We start from the raw sequence: 21716 nt of genomic DNA, 5'->3' as shown, positions 1-21716 counted from the left end.
GCAGTAGACATTGTGATGTAGTAAAAACAGTAAAAGAAGAGGCCTACTTATTTTTATTAGTAGGTCTCTTTTCATTTAGATACTCACGGCAGCAAAGGCTTGAGCAATACGTTGCACGTTATTGGTATTCACACCAGCCATACAAACACGACCAGTACCAACCAAATAAATGCCAAATTCATCACGCAGTCTATCAACTTGTGATTGTGAAAATCCGGTATAGCTAAACATGCCACGTTGGCGCAATAGGTGATCAAAGCTTTTTTCAGGTAGTGCAACCTTAAGTGCTTCAACAAGTGTTGTGCGCATTTCTTTAATGCGATCACGCATATGAGCAACTTCTTTTTGCCATTGCGCAGTTAATACTTGGTCTGAAAGTACCTGATTAACAATTTGAGCACCATAATTAGCTGGGCTTGAGTAAATACGACGCACTCCCGCTTTAAGCTGACCTAAAACGTGCTCGCACTCTGTCGCATTACCACAAACAATAGATAATCCGCCTGCGCGTTCACCGTAAATACCAAAGATTTTTGAAAATGAGTTACTGATTAACACTGGCAACCCAGCTGCTGCCATAGTACGAATAGCATAAGCATCTTCATCTAAATTCTCAGCAAATCCTTGATAAGCAATATCTAAAAATGGAATTGCTTGGCGGGATTTTAATACTTCGGTGATTTGATCCCACTGTTGTGTGGTTAAATCTGAACCTGTTGGGTTATGGCAACAAGGGTGCATGAGTACAATGCTTTTTTCTGGTAGATTTTTAAAGCAATCTAGCAGCGCTTCAAATTTAACGCCTTTGGTTTCTGGGTCAAAATACGGGTAGTAATTCACTCTAAAGCCAGAGCCAGCAAAAATAGAGGCGTGGTTATCCCATGTAGGATCACTAATCCAAACTTGTGATTCAGGGAAGTAGCGATGTAGAAAATCAGCACCTACTTTTAATGCACCTGATCCACCTAGCGATTGTATTGTCGCTATTTTTTTCTCGGCTATCAGTGGATTATCAGCACCAAAGAGTAATGCCTGTATTTCACTGCGATAAGGTGCGAGGCCTTCCATCGGTAAATAAAGTGTTGCGGTGGGTGTCATGGCGTTGAGTTGCTGACGCGCAACAGAAACAGTTCCTAAAATAGGGGTTTTGCCTTCTTCATCATAATAAAGACCAATGCTTAAATTAATTTTATCCTGACGCGGGTCTTTATTATAAACATCCATCAATGAGAGAATGGGATCTCCCGGAAACGCTTCAACCTGTTGAAACACGGCTTATTCTCCAATCACTTTTTGTGTGTCAGATTTATACAATATCTTGTGTATTATCGTTCGTCTAGGTATTCCATAATGACGCGAGAGGTTAATTTGGTGATCAACTCATAGGCACTAATACCACTATATCTGGCAATTTCTTCAACAGGCAGAACATCACCCCATAAGATAGCTTCATCACCCACATGATCAACAAGTTCAGAGCCCAGATCAACACTGATCATATCCATAGAAACACGACCAACAATAGGTACTTTTCTGCCATTAATCCAAATAGGCGTACCTGAAGGTGCACTACGTGGATAACCATCACCATAACCTATGGCAATAACACCAAGATAAGTATCCTTATCACTTACCCATGTACCACCATAACCGACGGGTTCACCAGCTTTATGTTTACGTACAGCAATTAAACTGGTTTTCAGTGTCATTGCGGGGATTAAACCAAAGTCAGTTCCTGTTTTTTCATCACCTGTAGGTGAAATACCATAAGTGATAATGCCAGGGCGAACCCATTGATAGTGGACTTGTGGCCAAAATAAAATACCAGCAGAAGCAGAGATGGACTTCTCTCCTGTTTTATTTTGGATAAAGTTTTGAAATAGGTTGATTTGATTAAGTGTCACTTCAGGAATTTCAGGCTCATCCGCGCGGCTAAAATGGCTTACAATATTGACCGGTTGCTGCACATTTTTACAAGCACAAAGGCGTTGATAGAAAGCATCAGCATCTTCTGGTCGTACACCTAAACGGTGCATACCTGTATCTAGCTTCATCCACACTTTCACAGGTTCTTCTAAATCAGCTTGTTCTAAAGCATCAAGTTGCTCAATGCTGTGGACAACTGTTTCAATATGATTAACAACTAAGATAGGCAAATCTGCGGCATCAAAAAAGCCTTCTAGCAGCAGTATAGGCTTAACAATACCGCCACTACGCAGTATGAGTGCTTCTCCTATACGTGCAACACCAAAACAATCAGCATTATCCATTAAGGTGAACGCTGTTTCTAGTAACCCATGGCCATAAGCGTTTGCTTTCACGACAGCTATCAGGCGGCTATGTGGTGCATAGTCTCTCACATGCTGAAAATTGTGACGCAGAGCGCGGCGGTCTATCACTGCAGTTGCCGCTTTCATATTATTCCAAAATTCCTTCTAATTGAGGTCATGCTAGGTCGTTATTCTTCGTCGTAAGAAGGACCTGCGTAATTATCAAATCTAGACCACTGACCGTTAAATGTCAGTCGTACTGTACCAATAGGGCCATTACGCTGTTTACCAATAATTATCTCGGCAATGCCTTTTAAATCACTATTTTCGTGATAAACCTCATCACGATAAATAAACATAATAAGGTCGGCATCCTGCTCGATAGAGCCTGATTCACGTAAGTCAGAGTTCACTGGTTTTTTATCAGCACGTTGTTCCAAACTACGGTTTAACTGTGAAAGTGCAACGACAGGAACTTGCAGTTCTTTAGCTAGTGCTTTCAAAGAACGTGAAATTTCAGCAATTTCTAAAGTACGGTTATCAGAGAGTGAAGGTACTCTCATTAACTGCAGGTAGTCAATCATAATAAGGCTTAAACCACCATGCTCACGATAAATACGGCGAGCACGAGATCGCACTTCAGTCGGCGTTAATCCAGAAGAGTCATCAATATACATATTGCGTTTTTCAAGCAAAATACCCATAGTGCTTGAAATTCGAGCCCAATCTTCATCATCAAGCTGGCCGGTACGAATTCTTGTTTGGTCAACCCGTGAAAGAGATGCCAACATACGCATCATGATTTGGTTGCCAGGCATCTCTAAGCTAAAGATCAATACAGGTTTATCTTCTGTCATTGCTGCGTTTTCGCATAAGTTCATCGCGAAAGTGGTTTTACCCATAGAAGGACGCGCTGCAACAATAATTAAGTCAGATTTTTGTAATCCTGCTGTTTTTTTATCTAAGTCTTGATAACCACTTGAAACACCGGTAACACCATCATGAGGCTTTTGATACAGTTGTTCTATTTTTTCGACAGTCTCTTCTAAAATAGCATCAATAGCTTTTGGGCCTTCGTCTTTATTGGCGCGAGTTTCTGCAATTTGGAACACTCTTGATTCAGCGAAATCAAGGAGATCTTCACTGGTGCGACCCTGTGGGTCAAAGCCAGCATCTGCAATTTCATTGGCAACTTTTATCATATCGCGAACAACGGCACGCTCTCGGACGATATCAGCATAAGCATTGATATTTGCCGCACTTGGCGTATTTTTGGAAAGCTCTGCTAAATAAGCAAAACCGCCAACATTTTCTAGTTCGTTATTTTGTTCTAATGCTTCTGATAAAGTAATTAGGTCAATAGGTTTACCTAACTCAAGCAACCGCTGCATCTGCATGAAAATAGTACGGTGAGGTCGGCTATAAAAGTCTTCTGCGGTAACACGCTCAGAGACATTATCCCAACGTTCGTTATCTATCATCAGACCGCCTAACACGGACTGTTCGGCTTCTAGCGAATGGGGAGGAAGTTTCAGCCCCTCCATTTGTCGGTCTTTGATATCAGACATCAGCTTGTCAGTGGTCTTATTTCTGGCCATAAATCCTGCGCAAAGTCGAAAAAAAGTCAATCAGCGCTTCAGTATACGCTAACCCAATTATCTGTGCCTTGTAGAAATAACTTTCATTTGTCATTATCTCTTCAGGTCTTTAGAACGCTCGCTTATTTTACCCTAGAAAAATGATGGAGATCACAATGGCTAAACGCATCCAATTTGCAGCTCATGGTAGTGCAGATGTTCTTGAGCTAGCAACATTTACCCCAGCACCTCTTGGCGATAATGAAGTACAAGTCGCCAATAAAGCAATTGGCATTAATTACATTGATACTTATGTGCGTAGCGGGTTATATCCAGTGAATCAATTCCCAAGTGGATTAGGAACTGAGGCAGCAGGCATTGTTATAAAAACGGGCGCTAACGTCACTTCACTAAAAGAAGGGGATAGAGTTGTATATGCGCAATCTCCACTAGGGGCATATAGCGATACGCATAATGTACCAGAAAATAAAGTTGCTCGCCTGCCTGATAATATCTCTTTTGAGCAAGCTGCAGCCTCTTTCTTAAAAGGGCTCACGGTCTATTATCTCTTCAATCAAACGCATAAATTGCAGGCAGGAGAAACCTTCTTATTTCATGCGGCAGCGGGTGGTGTTGGATTAATCGCTAGCCAATGGGCAAAAGCGATAGGTGCCAAAATGATAGGTACCGCGGGTAGTGATAAAAAGGTAGCAACAGCAAAAGCAGCGGGTGCATGGGAGGTGATTAATTACCAAACTGAATCTATTGTAGAACGAGTATTAGCGCTGACCAATAATCAGAAAGTACCTGTAGTTTATGACTCTGTCGGTAAAGCCACGTGGTTAGATTCATTAAATTGCTTACAGCGCCGTGGTTTAATGGTGAGCTTTGGTAACGCATCCGGTGCAGTAACGGGGGTTGATTTGGGTATTTTAAATAAACATGGTTCGTTATACGTAACTCGCCCATCGATTTCAGGTTATATCACGACTCGTGAAGAGTTAGATCAGGCTAGTGCTGCACTATTTGATTTGATTGGTAGTGGTAAAATTGATGTGAGTGTGCCAGAGAATCAAAAATTTGCTTTAGCAGATGCTAAAGAAGCGCATTATTACCTTGAGAGTCGTCAATCTCAAGGTTCAAGTTTACTTATTCCTTAATTATTATTTCAAGATTAAAATTTGCCTAAATAGATTAGGTAAATTTTAATCTTTAATTAATCTAGATAATTTATTTTTCTTATTTCATTATCAAGAAATAACCATTATTTTTATTTTAGATTTATTTTTCTCTCTTTTAATTTATATTTCTATCGGGTTTCATTAACTAAGTGTGGAGTATTTATGCAAAAGGATGAATTAAAAGACTTTATTGATTTTATATATGAAGATAATCGTGTAAGTAATGTTGAATTACAATTTATTCGTGATGTTGCTGATGAAAAAATTGAAGCGTTATTTATGCGTTTTGGTGAAAATAATAATTTATCTGCATTTCAAAAATCTATGGATGTATCAGTTCAATTAATGCAAAACGCATTCTTTGATATTAAGAAAAAAGAAGGTAGTGAAGAAGGAAAATGTGAAGTTAAAGAAGCATTTGAATTCCAAATCGCTTATTTAGTTGCAAACTATAATCGTTTTTTTTCTTTACTTTAATTGATATGAAAATAAATAAAACCAGCCTTGATAGGCTGGTTTTATTTTGTGTCTTATTTCTCAGTCACAAATTTTAGTGCATTCTCTAAAACAGACAAATCAGCACCTTGTTTATGTGCATTTTCGCTTAAATGACGACGCCATTGTCTTGCACCAGGAATGCCTTGAAAAATCCCTAACATATGGCGAGTAACATGACCAAGATAAGTACCTTGTAAGAGTTCTTTTTCAATATAAGGATACATAGCTCTTACAGCACTAACAGAGTCAGCAATAGCTAATTGGTTATCAAATAATTCATGATCCACATGCGCTAATATTGATGGGTTTTGATAAGCTTCACGACCTACCATTACGCCATCCATATGTTTTAAATGTTCTTTTGCTTCTTCTAATGACTTAATACCACCATTAATTGCCATTGTTAGATGTGGAAAATCGCGTTTTAATTGATAGACTCGCGGGTAATCCAGTGGCGGTACTTCTCGATTTTCTTTCGGGCTTAAGCCAGATAGCCATGCTTTACGAGCGTGAATAATAAAAGTATCACAATTATTATTTGCACTTACTTTTTCAATAAAATCACACAAAAATGCGTAACTATCTAATTCATCAATACCAATACGTGTTTTAACCGTAACAGGGATATCTACTACGTCACGCATTGCTTTTACGCAATCGGCAACGAGTTGTGCTTCTCCCATTAAGCAAGCACCAAAACGTCCATTTTGTACGCGATCAGAAGGGCAGCCCACATTTAAGTTAATTTCATCATAACCACGCTCTTGTGCCAATTTTGCACATTGAGCTAAAGCTTGTGGATCACTTCCCCCTAATTGCAAAGAAACGGGATGTTCTTCTTCACTGTATTTTAGGTAATCGCCTTTGCCATGAATAATGGCTCCTGTTGTTACCATCTCGGTATAAAGCAACGTATTTTTACTTAATTGACGAAAGAAATAACGACAATGGCGATCAGTCCAATCAAGCATTGGAGCAACCGAAAAACGGTTTAAATTATACGTTTTTGAATTGCTATTAACATCATGATTTTTTGTTGTTTTATTTAATAAATTCGTTTCGGACATGCTGTGATTCTTTCGTCTATTTAGGCGCTAGTGTAACCCTATTTTAAGATAAGGGCATAAAATAAGCGCGCATTATAGCATAGAGAATAGCGTGTGTATGAGTTCTCTTATTTTATAGAGCACAAGCAAGTTGCAAAACAATCTCTTCCCTTAGTTATTTAACTGTACAATATAAAGATAAATTTATCTCAATACGCTTTATATTGTTTTTCTAGATAAAAATTACTTTTTTATAAAATAGAAACTAAACAATCAGCAGCAAAAAGGAAACGATAATGACATCAAAAAAAAGAAGTTTGCCTTATTTTAAGTATCATCCTGAACCATTAAAAACAGAAGCATTTCTAACAGGTAACACGGTTATTTGCGATAGCTGTGGTAAAGAAACCGATATTTATTATGCGAGTCCTTTTTACTCAGTAGAAGATGTTGATGTACTTTGCCCTTGGTGTATTGCTGATGGCTCAGCGAGTAAAACATTTAATGGTGAATTTCAAGATAGTGCGAGTATTGAAGGCGGAGAAACATTATATGATGATGAAGGGGAATATTGTGGCTCTACCTTGCCCCAGATATCTCAAGATGCACTTGATGAATTAACAAAGCGAACACCAGGTTATCACGGTTGGCAGCAAGAACATTGGTTAATACATTGTGGCGAGCCTTGTGCTTTTATTGGTTATGTTGAATGGAAAGATATTGCTAATAAATTAGAACAGTTTGTTTGCTTAGAACAAGATATTAATAATATCGGCTTTGAGTTGTCTGATTTACCTGATCGTTTATGGAGTGACGGTGCATGTCAGGGGTATTTATTTAAATGTTGTTGTTGCAATAAATTACGTTTACATATTGATTTTAGCTAATTACTTATTTTTATTTACTATTACAATCTCGTTAGGATAATTTATCTTTAATCAGCCTCACGAGATTGTAATAGTAAAGTTAAGTCTTAATTTTATATTGTTCCTATCAAAAATAAAAATAGTCAATGTTCAATTATTTACGCTATAAAAGCAAAAAAATAATAAAGGAGCATTGAGTATGAATATTCAAAGAAAAATCCTGATAAAAACAAAGAATATAAATAAATCTAATTATAATAATAAAAGGTTTTCATTATATGATTGTTGTAATAAGTATTACGATTTTTTATCGAAGATATTATTAATACCTGTTGTTCCCGCTATATCACAAATACCACCAAGAGTAAATACAGTATCAATCGCGATTAATTTTAATGAGTTAAATAATTACTATTATATTGTTCCACCTTACGATAGTGAATATTCGTTAGATAAAATAATTGATATATTAAAACAACATCCTGATATTGAATATACACAAATTATTCCTATTCAACCGGTGGAACCGCCAAGTTTTACACCAGATTTTATTCAGCATCAGCACTACTTAAAAACACCGAATAAAGTATTAAATAGTTATGAAATAAAAGGATTAGGAATAGAAGAAGCATGGCAGCAAAAAGCTTATGGACAAGGTATTCAAATTGCGGATATTGAATGGGATTTTAATCTTTCTCATCATGACTTAGCGACAAATAATATCACGCCTTTATTGCCTTTTAATGAAAAAACAAATCAAGCTGATCATGGCACAGCTGTTGCTGGACTCATTATGGGGAAAAAGGATGGAAAAGGGATCACGGGGTTAGCTCATAAATTAGATATGTTTTATGCCATATCAGAACTTACTTGTGGGCGAATTGACGCCATTATTGCAAGTAAAAGAATATTAAATGAAGGTGATATTGTTCTGTATGAAATGCAAACAGTTTGTGAACAACAAGCTTTTGTACCAGCTGATTATGAGATGCATATTTGGGAGGCCACTAGAGCATTAACTGATGCAGGTATTATTGTTATTATGGCCGCAGGAAATGGAGGTGTTAATCTTGATTTACCCGCTTATGCCAATTATCGAAAACGTAACGATAATTGCTCAATACGTGTAGGCGCGGGTTCTCCCTACACATTAAATAGATTACCTTTCTCAACTTATGGGTCCCCCATACATGTGCAAGCATGGGGGGAAGAAGTGACAACAGCAGGTTATGGAGATTTATTTCATAGCGATGAAAACCATACATATACAGCTAATTTTAGTGGAACATCGTCAGCCAGTGCATTAGTTGCGGGTGCTGCTGCGGTTATTCAGTCATGGTATAAAAACAAAACACAAAATGTTTTAAGCCCAATACAAATGCGCAATTTATTAATTAAAACAGGAACTTTCCCTCTATTGAAAGATAATATAGGGCCTTTGCCTAATGTTAATAATGCTATTTTACACTTAAAAAGAATTATAAAATTAAAATAATAATAAAAGAGCGAGTTTTATAGGTAAGATAAAAGACCACCAAAATTAAAGGTGGTCTTTTATTTTTAATAATTGAAAACTATTTTTTAACTAAGTGGTGAGGAAGACTTTTCTTTAATATCTGCCAAAAATTTTCTGCTGTTTTATTGAGTCGAGTATCCATTCGATAAATATATGCTTCTATCGGAATTGTTAATTCAGGAGTATTAAGGCGAACGAGTTTTTTTTCTTTTAACTCATGTTCAATTGAGTAAATAGGTAACCAAGCAATACCATGCCCATCTAATGTCATATTTTTTAATAATTCGCTCATAGAAGACATAAAAAGCGTACGAGTCGTAATTTCACCGACTTCGCGTAGCCGTTTATTTACCAAACGGCCCATATAAGAGGCATCGGTGTAATTTAATAAAGGAACTTGAGGCTGATAAATATCATACATTGGTTTACCATCTGCTGTTGCTGCACATACTGGATACATTTCAGATTCAAATATTTTTAAACAACAAAATGGAGGCTGCATTAAATCTTCATCATAAAAGGAGATAATAAAATCACTTCGACCTTCTCGTAAGGCGTTTACGACCTGAACAACATCGATGGCTTCTACATGATAAACAAACTCTTCACTAAATTGTGAAAGTGAGTGAATAAGCTTAGGAAGTAAAGTTAATGATAAAGAATGTGCTGCAGCAATATTAATATTAGGAATACTCAAAATATTGTAGCCAGATAATTCGCTTAAATTACATTCTAGCTGTTGTAAAAGACTTCGCGTTTGTGAATGAAAAAGTTTACCTTCTTCTGTGAGTTGTAAAGGCAGTGTTGTTCTATCAAATAATGGCACACCAATGGCGGATTCTAATGCTTGAATTCGTCGACTAAACGCAGGTTGCGAAATATTACGTTGCTCTGCTGCATGTGAAAAATGACGACAAGCTTCTAGCGTTAGAAAATCATAAAGCCATTTAGTTTCTATATTCTTCATCATAATGTTTTCCCCTTTATTTATTCTTTATGTAATGTTCATTATTCACGTTTAATTCTTATATTTATGGTTAAATATTAGTTATTAAATTTATCTTATTATGTTTTATTCTAATTCGAATTATGCATTGCACCTTCACTTTAGTTATTACGACATAATAAAATTAAATATCAATACTAGGCTTATCTGGTTGTAATGTTATTTATCTTATTAATTTAATTGATAAATATATATTAAAGATAGCAAGTGTAATTTAAATCTTAATGCGGGATCTGCATAATCCCATACTTACTTGCATTTCTCTTTTAGCTAAAAACAAGCTTAGATATTAATCATCTTATTTTTATAGAAGTTATTAGTAATCAACTTTTGTTATTTTATTTTTTAGAAAATGATTAATGATTTTTATCAAATGGCTATCACTAAAGAGAGTTTTCTATGAAAGGTTTAATTGGTGTTCTTGGTGGAATGGGGCCTGCGGCGACTGCTGATTTATTTAATAAGTTTATTGCTTTTACTAAAGCTAATTGTGATCAAGAGCATATTCCACTTATTATTTCTTCAATTCCTAATATTCCTGATCGTACGCAAGCATTAATGCATGATGGAAATTCCCCATTACCATTAATGCAAAACTATCTACATTTATTAGAACGCGCAGGTGCAGAATGCATTGTTATTCCATGTAATACGGCTCATTACTGGTTTTCTCAATTAAAAGAGAGTTGCCATGTTGAGCTGCTTAGCATTATTGATTCCACAATGCAGGAGGTCGTTAATTCCAAGAAAAAAAACATTGGATTACTTGCAACTAATGCAACGGTTTATATGGGGTTATATCAACAAAAAATAGAAGAGCTAGGTTTGAATTGCTTAACACCCAATAAAGAAGAACAACAAAAAGTAATGAAAAGTATTTACTTATTAAAATCGGGGGAAATAGAAAAGGCTGAAAATTTAATGAAAGAAATAGCAGATCAGCTTTTTAAACAAGGTGCCGAAGTTATTGTTCTTGGTTGTACAGAAGTACCTGTTATTTTGAATAAAGAGATTGATAAATATAAAGATAAGTATATTGATTCAACCAGTGCATTAGTTCATGCGGGTATTAATTGGTATCAAAAAAGGCAGCGAAATTAATTTTAGGCTAATGGAATTTTATATTTTTTTAATAATGTAGCCATAAAGTAATTAATAAAAATAAATAAGCGCAATCACAATAATTAAATTTAAACAATATATATCTCATAAATAGAATTATTAATTTAAATATCTACTGGAGCCAATTATGATTTGGTTAGAAATCCTTGTGGTATTAGGTGCCATATTCTTCGGTATTAGAATGGGAGGAATTGGTATTGGTTTATGTGGCGGATTAGGATTAGTTATATTAACTATTGGATTAGGGTTACCAATAGGCTCTCCTCCTGTTGATGTCATTTTAATTATTATGACCGTTGTTGTTGCGGCATCTGCATTACAAGCAGCAGGCGGGATGGATTATTTAGTACGTCTTGCGGGCAAATTTATGCGCAAGAATCCTAAATATATAAATATTATTGCGCCAATGATTACTTGGACAATGACCATTTTAGCAGGAACAGGGTTTATTGTTTTCTCAACCTTACCGGTTATTGCTGAAATTGCTAAAGACTCAGGTGTTCGTCCTTCACGTACCCTTGCTGGCTCTGTGGTCGCTTCACAAGTTGCTATTTCAGGATCACCCATTAGTGCTGCAATGGCGGCTATGTTGACGATCATGGAAGTGAATGGTGTGTCGTTTATCACTGTAATGGCGGTTTGTTTACCCGCATCATTTGTTGCCGCAATGGTCGCTGCGTTTATTGCGTCTCGCCAAGGGTGTGAATTAAAAGATGATGAAGTTTATATTGAGCGTCTAAAAGCGGGTTTAGTTAAAAAGTACGAAGAGAAAAAAGGTAATGATACCGCTTGGGCTAAATTTTCTGTCGTATTATTCTTATTATCTACAATTGCAGTCGTAGTCCTTGCGGCTTTCCCAGAATTACGTCCAGGTTTTGATTTGGGAAAAACAATGGGAACACGTGACATCATCGTGATTTGTATGTTAAGTGCAGCTTGTCTGATGGTGGTCTTTTGTAAAACGTCTCCTGATGCCATTGTCATGACACCAACATTTCGCTCTGGCATGAGTTCGTTAGCGGTTATTTTAGGGATCGTGACATTAGGTACTACTTTTGTTGATTTTCATATTGAAGAAATAAAAGCTGTCGCAGGGGATATTTTAACGGCTTATCCTATTTTACTTGCTGCCGTACTTTTCTTTACCTGTGCGTTGTTATATTCACAAGGCGCAACAACACCATTAATTATTCCACTGGCGATAGCTTTAGATGTACCGACATGGGCTATTTTGGCTTCTTACGTTGCAGTTACTGGTGTATTTGTATTACCGACCTATCCTACATCACTTGCTGCGATTGAATTTGACTCAACAGGATCAACGCGAGTAGGAAAATACATATTAAATCATCCATTTATGCTACCGGGCCTAGGCGGAATTATTGCTGGTGTACTTTTTGGCTTTATTGTTGCACCAATGGTTGTTTAAAAGGGGCGGGTAATAATTCAAGTCGTTAATGACAATATTAATAAGCAAATAATCTTTATTGAGAAAGAAAGTGTTATCAAGAAAACCGCTTTCTAAGCGCAAATAAGAACGGTACTTCTTGAAAAATACAAATAAAATGCTTTGTCAGAGTAGCGGAGCGTGTCATATCTCTTATTGCCCCTGATCATAATGGATTTGTGATCAGGGATTTCCTTTTTAAGGATAAATATTAATCAAAATAATAAAAATAAAATAGAAATTTAATAATAGGGAAAACAACCTAATAGCCCTTTAAATAGTCTGTTATTTTTATTGCTATCATAGTGAACTAATTAAGTTAATCAGCTAGGTTTTGGTTTAAATACGCTATTATTATGTTGTTTAGATGGCAAAAATTAATTAATCATAAAAATGAATGAATCGGTTTAATATATAATAAATATTAGCTTTCTGATTTTATTATGTTTTTTCCTTATAAATATAAAAAGATGATTTATGAGGAATTGCTCAAATATGAATAGTTTTTCATATCTAAAGTGCCTTTTTGCTTTCAATTTGACGTCGCTGCGTTTATCATTTGCCCCTTGTACTATTATACATACGGCGTTGCTGGTTTTGGGCTTCTGTGGAGCATAATGCTCCGGCAGCTCACACAGTCTTTTCCGGCGGCGGTTCTATCTGCATTATTCTTCGGGATAGAGTATTACCTTAAATGACTGAGAAAACATCTCTGATACCACTTGTCGAATTAAAATCCTTAAGTAAAGGTTTCGACGGAAAACAAATCATTTCCCGCCTCGATCTCACTATCAACCATGGCGAGTTTTTAACAATACTTGGCCCTTCAGGTTGTGGTAAGACGACGGTTTTACGCTTAATCGCAGGTTTGGAAGACGTTGATGATGGTCAAATCATCCTCGATGGGCAGGATATAACTCATCTCCCTGCTGAACAACGTTTTGTAAATACTGTATTTCAAAGTTATGCACTTTTTCCACATATGACTGTGTTTGAAAATGTGGCGTTTGGTTTACGTATGCAGAAAAGACCTGCTGACGAAATCAATCACCGTGTTGAAGAAGCATTGCGTATGGTGCAACTTGAAGATTTCGCCCAACGTCGTCCTGCACATCTTTCAGGTGGACAACAACAACGTGTTGCAATTGCTCGTGCTGTTGTGAATAAACCAAAAGTCTTATTACTTGATGAATCATTATCTGCGCTGGATTACAAATTACGTAAACAGATGCAAAATGAATTAAAAGCCTTACAACGAAAATTAGGAATAACCTTTATTTTTGTTACTCATGATCAAGAAGAAGCGCTGACAATGTCAGATCGCATCGTGGTTATGCGTGAAGGGCGAATTGAGCAAGATGGCACACCTCGTGAGATTTATGAAGAGCCAACCAACCTGTTTGTTGCGCAGTTTATTGGTGAAATAAACATCTTTGATGCTCGTGTCTTACATCGTATTGATGAAGCATGTATTCGAGCAGATGTTGAAGGGCATGAGTGTGATATTTACACGACATTGCCTGTGAAACCTAATCAGCAACTTAAAGTATTACTAAGGCCAGAAGATCTTCGTGTAGAAGAAATTCATGATCTGGAGAACCTCCCTGGACTTATTGGTTATGTACGTGAGCGTAACTATAAAGGGATGACGCTGGACTCTGTTGTTGAAATGGAAAATGGCAAAATGGTGATGGTCAGTGAATTCTTTAATGAAGATGACCCTGATGTAGACCATTCGTTAGATCAAAAAATTGCAGTTACTTGGGTTGAAAGCTGGGAGGTCGTGCTGGCTGATGAAGAAAACACGTAAACTATTTCAAAACATCGTTATTACGGGTGTTGTGGGTTGGTTGATGGTGTTCGTCTTCTTGCCGAATATCATGATCATTGCGACCAGTTTTTTAACCCGTAATGATGCTAACTTGGTTGAAATGGTATTTACACTCGATAACTACTATCGCTTATTTGATCCCATGTACGCAGAAGTTCTGCTGCACTCTATCAATATGGCGTTAGTGGCGACATTAGCGTGTTTATTGTTAGGTTATCCTTTTGCTTTTTTTCTTGCAAAAATGCCTAAAAAATTACAACCGTTAATGCTGTTTTTATTGATTGTGCCATTTTGGACTAACTCATTAATTCGTATCTATGGATTAAAGATTTTCCTAAGCACTAAAGGCTATTTTAACGAATTTCTATTGTGGATTGGTCTGATTGATAAACCATTAAGAATTATTTATACCCCTGAAGCCGTTGTATTGGGATTGGTCTATATCTTATTACCTTTTATGGTATTGCCACTCTACTCCAGCATTGAAAAGCTTGATAAACCTTGTTTAGAAGCAGCGCGTGATTTAGGTGCGAATAAATTGCAGACTTTTATCCGCATTATTATTCCACTCACAATGCCTGGTATTATTGCGGGTTGTTTATTAGTGATGTTGCCAGCAATGGGACTATTCTTTGTCGCGGATTTAATGGGCGGCGCGAAAAACTTATTAATTGGCAACGTAATAAAAAGCCAATTCTTAAATATTCGAGACTGGCCATTTGGTGCAGCGACCAGTATTTGTTTAACGCTGGTAATGGGGTTAATGCTATTTGTTTATTATCGCGCCGTGAAGCTACTGCATAAGAAGGTAGAAATAGAATGATAGGACGGTTATTGCGTGGTGGATTTATGTCCATTATTTACGCGTATCTTTATATCCCGATTATCATTCTGATAGTTAATTCATTTAACTCATCACGCTTCGGGATTAACTGGAAAGGTTTTACCACAGATTGGTATACCATTTTATTTAATAATGATAGCCTGCTTCAAGCTGCTGGGCACTCATTAACAATGGCTGTAACATCAGCCACTTTTGCCACATTAATTGGTTCGTTAGCCGCTGTTGCGTTATATCGCTATCGTTTTCGTGGTAAGAAATTTGTTGGTGGTATGCTGTTTGTTGTGATGATGTCTCCAGATATCGTGATGGCAATTTCATTGCTTGTATTATTTATGATACTGGGTGTTTCATTAGGTTTTTGGTCGCTGTTATTTTCACATATTACATTTTGCTTACCCTTTGTTGTGGTAACGGTTTACTCACGACTCAGTGGTTTTGATGTAAAAATGTTAGAAGCGGCTAAAGATTTAGGTGCAGGTGAATTTACTATTTTACGTAAAATCATTATGCCTCTTGCGATGCCTGCAATAGCTTCAGGTTGGTTATTAAGTTTTACATTATCGATGGATGACGTTGTGGTTTCCTCTTTTGTAACTGGCCCTAGTTACGAAATATTGCCATTAAAAATTTACTCAATGGTAAAAGTTGGCGTATCACCAGAGGTTAATGCGTTAGCAACGATCCTTTTAGGTCTATCATTAGTATTAGTATTAATTAGCCAGTTGATCTTAAGAGATAGAACAGGGAAAACGGCGTAATTTACACGTATTAGTACGATTTTTCGTACTTTTTGGGGTCTATAGGACCAATCTGTTGGAGGTAGGCTGACTGCCTATTTGATATTAACGCATCAACCACTGAAGGAAACATAAATGAAAAAGTGGTCCTCTGTGCTTGCTGCCAGCGTAATGGCATTGAGCATCAGTACAGCATCGGCTGATGATAGTAAAACATTATATTTCTACAACTGGACGGAGTATGTGCCGCCTGGTTTACTTGAACAGTTTACGAAAGAAACTGGGATTAAGGTTATCTATTCAACCTATGAATCCAATGAAAGCATGTATACCAAACTAAAAACCTATAAAGATGGGGCTTATGATTTGGTCGTTCCTTCAACTTATTTTATTTCTAAAATGAGTCATGAAGGGATGTTACAAAAGATTGATAAATCAAAATTAACCAATTTTGATAACCTTGATCCAAGTTTATTACATAAATCTTTTGATCCTGAAAATGACTACTCCATTCCTTATATTTGGGGTGCTACAGCCATTGGGATTAATGGCGATGAAATTGATGCGAGCAGCGTGACTTCATGGGCTGATTTATGGAAACCTGAATATAAAGATAGCTTACTGCTGACGGATGATGCCCGCGAAGTTTTCCAAATCGCATTATTAAAGCTGGGATATTCAGGTAATACTACTGATCCGAAACAGATTGAAGAAGCTTATAAAGAGCTACAAAAGTTAATGCCAAATGTATTAGCTTTCAATTCTGATAATCCTGCTAATCCTTATATGCAAGGGGAAGTTAATTTAGGGATGATTTGGAATGGTTCTGCCTTTATTGCACGAGATGCGGGTGCGCCTATTGATATGGTGTGGCCAAAAGAAGGTGGAATTTTTTGGATGGATAGCTTAGCGATCCCTGCTAATGCAAAGAATGTTGAAGGCGCTCATAAGCTTATCGATTTCTTATTACGTCCTGAGGTTGCAGCAAAAGTCGCTGAAAATATTGGTTATCCAACACCTAATTTAGCGGCTCAAAAATTGCTGCCAAATGTTATTACTGAAGATAGCTCACTTTATCCAAGTGAAGAGATTATTAATAAAGGTGAATGGCAAAATGATGTGGGTGATGCCACAATATTATACGAAAGCTATTACCAAAAATTAAAAGCAGGACGTTAATTACGTTTTTATTGCTAAAAAGCCACCTTTAGGTGGCTTTTTTTATGTCAAAGTGAGATAAAAATTTCCATTAAAAATCATAGTAAAAATAAAATAGAGAGGCAGAATTAGTAAAATATAATAAAAAAATAAGTATAATTTATATTATTTTTTTATACAGCATTCAGCAACAAGTCGATTATTTTTTTCTTGAGTTTTATGTTGTTGTTCAATATTAATTAAATAATTACTTTGTAAAAAATAGCTAATATGAACATCAAACTTTTCAGAAATTAGATAAATAAGTTCAATGCTGATCCTATTTGTTCCTCGTTCATAGCGAGAAAGTTGTTGTTGACTTATTCCTAACTCTTGAGCAAATAATGTTCCTGAGCATTTTAATTTTTTTCGTAAATGGCGTATTCGTTGTCCTATACGAAAATTAATGGTTTTGCTGTTATCAATCATTTAATCAGCCTTAAAAATTCAAATCATTATTGATAAGAAAAAGTCAGACTGGCTAACCCGTTTGTTTTATCAGGTTTTAATGCTCCAGTCGTGATATAATGTGTTGGCAGATTTAATATATAGTTTTCGTTATTAGAGTTTATGCGATTAATTAAAGATTGTTTCAATTGTTCAATGGAAGTAGAAATAAATTTTATTTTTTTTATATTATAGTGATAAAAAACATATAGAAAAAATAATTTAACACTATATAAATAAGCTGTTTTTATAAATAAAGGGAAGGTTAACAATATAAGTACCTTTTTCATAATAATTTAAAATAACGGACTAATAAATCATATGGCTATTTTTTTTGATAAAAAGATATGCCATCCTTAGCATTAAGATATCAATCAAAAGTAATAAAATAATTATAAATGAGTCACTATAATTTTTGGCGATTTTTTATTGCTCACTCTAATTTTTTTAATAAGAGCATTTATCTAAATAACCTAAATATTAATAATTTTATTTCAAATGCTATAGGTTATCCCATAAATATGATGTTATTTAAAAAACAATAATGACTTTACTGGGCTCACTTAAGTGAAATTTTCATGAATTATAAATGTGTTAAATAAATTAGAGAAATCGTTTTAAACGATCATTTTTGTGATTTTTTATAGTTAAAGCCTATTGATCAATTAATAATTATAGATATTTTTTAACTTAAAAAACAAGATAATTCATAATTTTATCTAATGTATTTTTGTGTACTTTATTATCTCATTGATATTTATTGTTTTTATTTTTATCTTTTTTTGTTTGATTTGATCTAATAAGGAGCATCTTAAATAGATGTGATGTATTTACTGATAAACTAATGTTTCATAGAACATATTTCAAGCTGAAATTATTTATACATTATCACAAAAATTTATATTTTTTTGAGTAAGAAATATAGAATGGAAAGATTTTTTATAAAAATAAAAAATATGAATTTATTTTTCATTGAAAAAAATAGAAATAATATTTATTCATTTTTGATTGAAATTAAAAACGATAATTTTTTCATTTTTAATTGATACTCCCTTTTTTACAACCAGCGAGAGTAGAATGGTGTTTTTTATCTTTGCTATTAATTGTAACAAGATGTTTCATTGATCAGAGGCTCTTTGAATTTTTGTATGATAGTAATTAAAGCAATTAATTGGATTCTGTTTTAATATCGACTCTAATGACAAAATCTAACATGTGAAGGCACAAAATGATTTCTAGCTCATCAAAAGGAACGTTGTATGGCATTGTTGCTATTTTACTTTGGAGCACGATTGTTGGATTGATTCGTAATATCAGTGAGTATTTTGGTGCTGTGGGGGGTGCCGCATTAATTTACTCAACAGGAACGCTTTTCCTTATTTTATTATTCGGTTGGCCTAAGTTATCGCTTTATCCTAAAAAATATCTTTTCTGGGGAGGCTTATTATTTGTCACCTATGAAGTCTGTTTATCATTGGCGCTTGGATTTGCATCAAATCGAACGCAAGCAATAGAACTGGGTATGGTCAACTATTTATGGCCAAGTTTTACATTAGCACTGGCGGTTATACTCAATAAGCAGCGTTTTTCAATTTTACTCGTTATCGGATTATTATGCTCATTTAGTGGTTTGATTTGGGTTGTGAGTGGTGATAACCCATTAACAATAGATGGGTTATGGAAAAATATCTGTTCTAATCCTGTTAGTTATATATTGGCGTTTTCTGGCGCTATTTTATGGGCATTTTATAGTAACTTAACGCGCCTTATTTCTGGCGGGTATAACGGCATTGTTCCTTTCTTCTTATTGACTTCATTAGCCTTGTGGGGGCAATACATCTTTTCATCGCCCGTTGAATGGGTGATAAATAATAAAAGTATTTTATTATTGCTAATTACGGGGGCCGCTATCGGTCTGGCTAATGCCGCTTGGACGATGGGAATGATAAAAGGTAATGTCACGCTATTGGCGACTCTTTCTTATTTTACTCCTGTAATTTCGACGGCATTCTCATCTTTATTATTATCAACCGCACTCTCTTTTTCTTTTTGGCAAGGTGTGATGATGGTGACAGCGGGCTCTTTAATTTGCTGGTTAGCCACTCGTCAAAAAAGGATTAAATCACCTAAAATGGCTAAATAGCACGAAAATTAGCTTCAATATAAGCCAAATTGCGTATTTATTGAGAAGTGAATTCTATTCGTCTTTCAGTTAATTAATCGAAGTTGAAATAATTTCACTATGCGATAGGTGAAATATCAGCTTATCTATATTAGTTATAAACTAAAAGATCCTACTTCGATTTAGTATCTAAGTAATACGATAAGAACAAATGCAACAAAAAGGGATTGCTATGAAACTTGAGACACTTTCTGTTCACGCCGGTTATTCACCTGATCCAACCACAAAAGCGGTCGCTGTGCCTATTTATCAAACGACTTCTTATGCGTTTGATGATACGCAACATGGTGCTGATCTATTTGATTTAAAAGTACCTGGAAATATTTATACCCGCATAATGAACCCAACCAATGACGTATTAGAAAAAAGGGTTGCGGCATTAGAAGGCGGAATTGCGTCTGTTGCTGTGGCATCAGGTATGGCGGCAATTACTTACGCTATTCAAACTATTGCCCAAGTGGGTGACAATATTGTTTCTGTCGCTAAGCTTTATGGCGGCACATATAATTTAATGGCGCATACATTTCCACGAATTGGTATTGAAGCGCGTTTTGCTCCTCATGATGATATTGCTGCACTTGAAGCGCTAATTGATGAAAATACCAAAGCGGTATTTTGCGAAACAATAACAAACCCAAGTGGGAATATTGTTGATATTAAAGCATTAGCAGATGCTGCTCATCGTCATGGTGTGCCTTTAATTGTTGATAATACGGTTGCAACACCTTATTTGTGTCGTCCTTTTGAACATGGTGCGGATATTATTATTCATTCGTTAACCAAATATATAGGTGGTCATGGTAATTCGATTGGCGGCATTGTTGTGGATTCTGGTAAATTTCCGTGGGCTGAACATAAAGATCGCTTTGAAATATTAAATACACCCGATGTTTCTTATCATGGTGTGAATTATGTTGAGCATTTTGGTGCTGCTGCTTATATAGCAAGATGTCGTGTTGCACCTTTGCGTGGAACAGGTGCAGCATTATCACCTTTTAATGCTTTTTTAATTTTACAAGGTTTAGAAACGCTGGCTTTACGTATGGATAGACATACTGAAAATGCGCAAAAGGTGGCAGAATATCTGCAAAGTCATTCTCAAGTGGCATGGGTAAAATATGCAGGATTAAGCAATCATCCTGAACACCATTTAGCGGTACGTTATATGTCAGGTAAGCCCGCAGGTATTCTCTCTTTTGGGATCAAAGGTGGTGCAGAAGCAGGTGCTAGATTTATCGACGCGTTACAATTAATTGTACGTCTTGTAAATATTGGTGATGCTAAGTCATTAGCTTGTCACCCGGCATCAACGACACATCGCCAATTAAATGATGAAGAATTAGCACGAGCAGGTGTTTCACGAGATTTAATTCGTTTATCTATTGGTATTGAGCATATTGACGATATTTTAGATGATTTAGAACAGGCATTAAAAGCCAGTATTTAATTAGCTATTCAAATAATTAACATTAAGCCTTCTTTATTTAAAGGAGGTTTTTTTATATTTAAACTTTGTAGTTTTATTAATATCTGACACTTAAATTTAATACTCATCTATTTAATATAAGGATATATTATGGGTGTTGTTTCATTTATTAGAGATACCGCTAGTCAATTTTCTACAGGAGTGCTAAAGTCAATCAATAATATTGTTGATTTTTTTTCTAGTCTTAGTTCTAGTGTAATAGGATTATTTAATAGTAGTACTCCTTTTAGACAGAGTTCAATGAAATCGGAATTCTATTCATCTGAATATGATATTGCAAGTTATTGTCATAGTATGGATAAGGGAAAAACAAATTCGCTCTCCTCTCTAAAGTGTTTTTTAGACAGCAAATGTAAAAAAGATAATTTAGATGACCATGCTGACCATGCTGAAATATATGAAAAGTCTCTTACTTTAGTAAAAGGCTTTAAATATTCGAAGGGTGAAAATAACTCAGTAATAG

Annotated in this window: 19 protein-coding genes; 13 read left to right on the top strand and 6 right to left on the bottom strand. The window is 35.5% G+C overall.

Going from position 1 to position 21716, the window contains the following annotated elements; genetic code table 11:
- Positions 1–75: 75 nt before the first annotated feature.
- Genes M997_RS16860 through dnaB form a run of 3 tightly spaced genes read right to left on the bottom strand, consistent with a single transcriptional unit; the run spans position 76 to position 3868 of the window.
- A complete protein-coding gene (locus M997_RS16860; RefSeq protein ID WP_064721278.1) occupies positions 76–1272 on the bottom strand; it encodes an amino acid aminotransferase in 1197 nt (398 codons plus the stop codon).
- A gap of 53 nt (positions 1273–1325) precedes the next feature.
- On the bottom strand, positions 1326–2417 hold the full coding sequence (alr, locus tag M997_RS16855; RefSeq protein ID WP_064721277.1) for an alanine racemase: 1092 nt from the start codon (positions 2415–2417) through the stop codon (positions 1326–1328).
- 41 nt (positions 2418–2458) lie between these two features.
- Positions 2459–3868, bottom strand: a complete 1410-nt coding sequence (gene dnaB, locus M997_RS16850; protein ID WP_064721276.1) for a replicative DNA helicase — start codon at positions 3866–3868, stop codon at positions 2459–2461.
- A gap of 155 nt (positions 3869–4023) precedes the next feature.
- Between dnaB and M997_RS16845 the strand changes: the two genes are divergently transcribed.
- Positions 4024–5007: a quinone oxidoreductase gene (locus M997_RS16845; RefSeq protein WP_064721275.1), complete on the top strand. Its 984-nt coding sequence runs from the start codon at positions 4024–4026 to the stop codon at positions 5005–5007.
- Between the two features lie 183 nt (positions 5008–5190).
- Positions 5191–5505, top strand: coding sequence for a hypothetical protein (locus M997_RS16840; RefSeq protein WP_064721274.1), 315 nt, complete (start codon positions 5191–5193; stop codon positions 5503–5505).
- A 53-nt stretch (positions 5506–5558) separates the two neighbouring features.
- Here the strand turns inward: M997_RS16840 and dusA are convergent, their stop codons facing one another.
- Positions 5559–6593, bottom strand: coding sequence for a tRNA dihydrouridine(20/20a) synthase DusA (gene dusA / locus M997_RS16835; RefSeq protein ID WP_064721273.1), 1035 nt, complete (start codon positions 6591–6593; stop codon positions 5559–5561).
- Between the two features lie 275 nt (positions 6594–6868).
- Between dusA and cbrC the strand changes: the two genes are divergently transcribed.
- Together cbrC and M997_RS16825 are read left to right on the top strand one after the other, a co-directional pair.
- Entirely contained in the window at positions 6869–7459 is a 591-nt protein-coding gene (cbrC, locus tag M997_RS16830; RefSeq protein ID WP_064721272.1) for a PF03691 family colicin E2 tolerance protein CbrC, read from the top strand.
- A gap of 178 nt (positions 7460–7637) precedes the next feature.
- Positions 7638–8933, top strand: coding sequence for a S8 family peptidase (locus M997_RS16825; protein WP_064721271.1), 1296 nt, complete (start codon positions 7638–7640; stop codon positions 8931–8933).
- A 79-nt stretch (positions 8934–9012) separates the two neighbouring features.
- Here M997_RS16825 and hypT read toward each other — a convergent pair whose 3' ends face one another.
- On the bottom strand, positions 9013–9921 hold the full coding sequence (gene hypT / locus M997_RS16820) for a hypochlorite stress DNA-binding transcriptional regulator HypT (RefSeq protein WP_064721303.1): 909 nt from the start codon (positions 9919–9921) through the stop codon (positions 9013–9015).
- A gap of 438 nt (positions 9922–10359) precedes the next feature.
- Here hypT and cuyB point away from each other — a divergent pair, with 438 nt between their 5' ends.
- The 6 genes from cuyB (at position 10360) to potD (ending at position 17120) form a co-directional block, all read left to right on the top strand.
- Positions 10360–11061, top strand: coding sequence for a cysteate racemase (cuyB, locus tag M997_RS16815; protein WP_064721270.1), 702 nt, complete (start codon positions 10360–10362; stop codon positions 11059–11061).
- Positions 11062–11209: 148 nt separating this feature from the next.
- Positions 11210–12511, top strand: a complete 1302-nt coding sequence (locus tag M997_RS16810; protein ID WP_064721269.1) for an anaerobic C4-dicarboxylate transporter — start codon at positions 11210–11212, stop codon at positions 12509–12511.
- A 712-nt stretch (positions 12512–13223) separates the two neighbouring features.
- Positions 13224–14339, top strand: coding sequence for a spermidine/putrescine ABC transporter ATP-binding protein PotA (gene potA, locus M997_RS16805; protein WP_064721268.1), 1116 nt, complete (start codon positions 13224–13226; stop codon positions 14337–14339).
- On the top strand, positions 14323–15183 hold the full coding sequence (gene potB, locus M997_RS16800; protein ID WP_064721267.1) for a spermidine/putrescine ABC transporter permease PotB: 861 nt from the start codon (positions 14323–14325) through the stop codon (positions 15181–15183). The genes potA and potB overlap by 17 nt, the downstream gene beginning before the upstream one ends.
- Positions 15180–15962 carry a spermidine/putrescine ABC transporter permease PotC gene (potC, locus tag M997_RS16795; protein WP_064721266.1) on the top strand — a complete coding sequence of 261 codons (783 nt, stop codon included), beginning with the start codon at positions 15180–15182 and terminating at the stop codon, positions 15960–15962. The genes potB and potC overlap by 4 nt, the downstream gene beginning before the upstream one ends.
- Before the next feature lie 114 nt (positions 15963–16076).
- Complete coding sequence (gene potD, locus M997_RS16790; protein WP_064721265.1) at positions 16077–17120, top strand: spermidine/putrescine ABC transporter substrate-binding protein PotD; 1044 nt, start codon at positions 16077–16079, stop codon at positions 17118–17120.
- Positions 17121–17264: 144 nt separating this feature from the next.
- Here potD and M997_RS16785 read toward each other — a convergent pair whose 3' ends face one another.
- Positions 17265–17567 (bottom strand): helix-turn-helix domain-containing protein, encoded by a 303-nt coding sequence (locus M997_RS16785; protein ID WP_064721264.1) that lies wholly within the window; start codon positions 17565–17567, stop codon positions 17265–17267.
- A 1246-nt stretch (positions 17568–18813) separates the two neighbouring features.
- Here M997_RS16785 and yddG point away from each other — a divergent pair.
- From yddG to M997_RS16765, 3 genes are all read left to right on the top strand, one after another.
- A complete protein-coding gene (gene yddG / locus M997_RS16775; RefSeq protein WP_064721262.1) occupies positions 18814–19728 on the top strand; it encodes an aromatic amino acid DMT transporter YddG in 915 nt (304 codons plus the stop codon).
- 211 nt (positions 19729–19939) lie between these two features.
- Positions 19940–21214 (top strand): bifunctional O-acetylhomoserine aminocarboxypropyltransferase/cysteine synthase, encoded by a 1275-nt coding sequence (locus tag M997_RS16770; RefSeq protein WP_064721302.1) that lies wholly within the window; start codon positions 19940–19942, stop codon positions 21212–21214.
- A 129-nt stretch (positions 21215–21343) separates the two neighbouring features.
- On the top strand, positions 21344–21716 hold a 373-nt coding region (locus M997_RS16765; protein ID WP_156510832.1), incomplete at its 3' end, for a hypothetical protein.

The organism is Proteus hauseri ATCC 700826 (genome assembly GCF_001654965.1).
GTDB lineage: Bacteria > Pseudomonadota > Gammaproteobacteria > Enterobacterales > Enterobacteriaceae > Proteus > Proteus hauseri.
The sequence above is the reverse complement of the archived record's forward strand: the minus strand, read 5'-3'. Positions and strand labels throughout refer to the sequence as shown.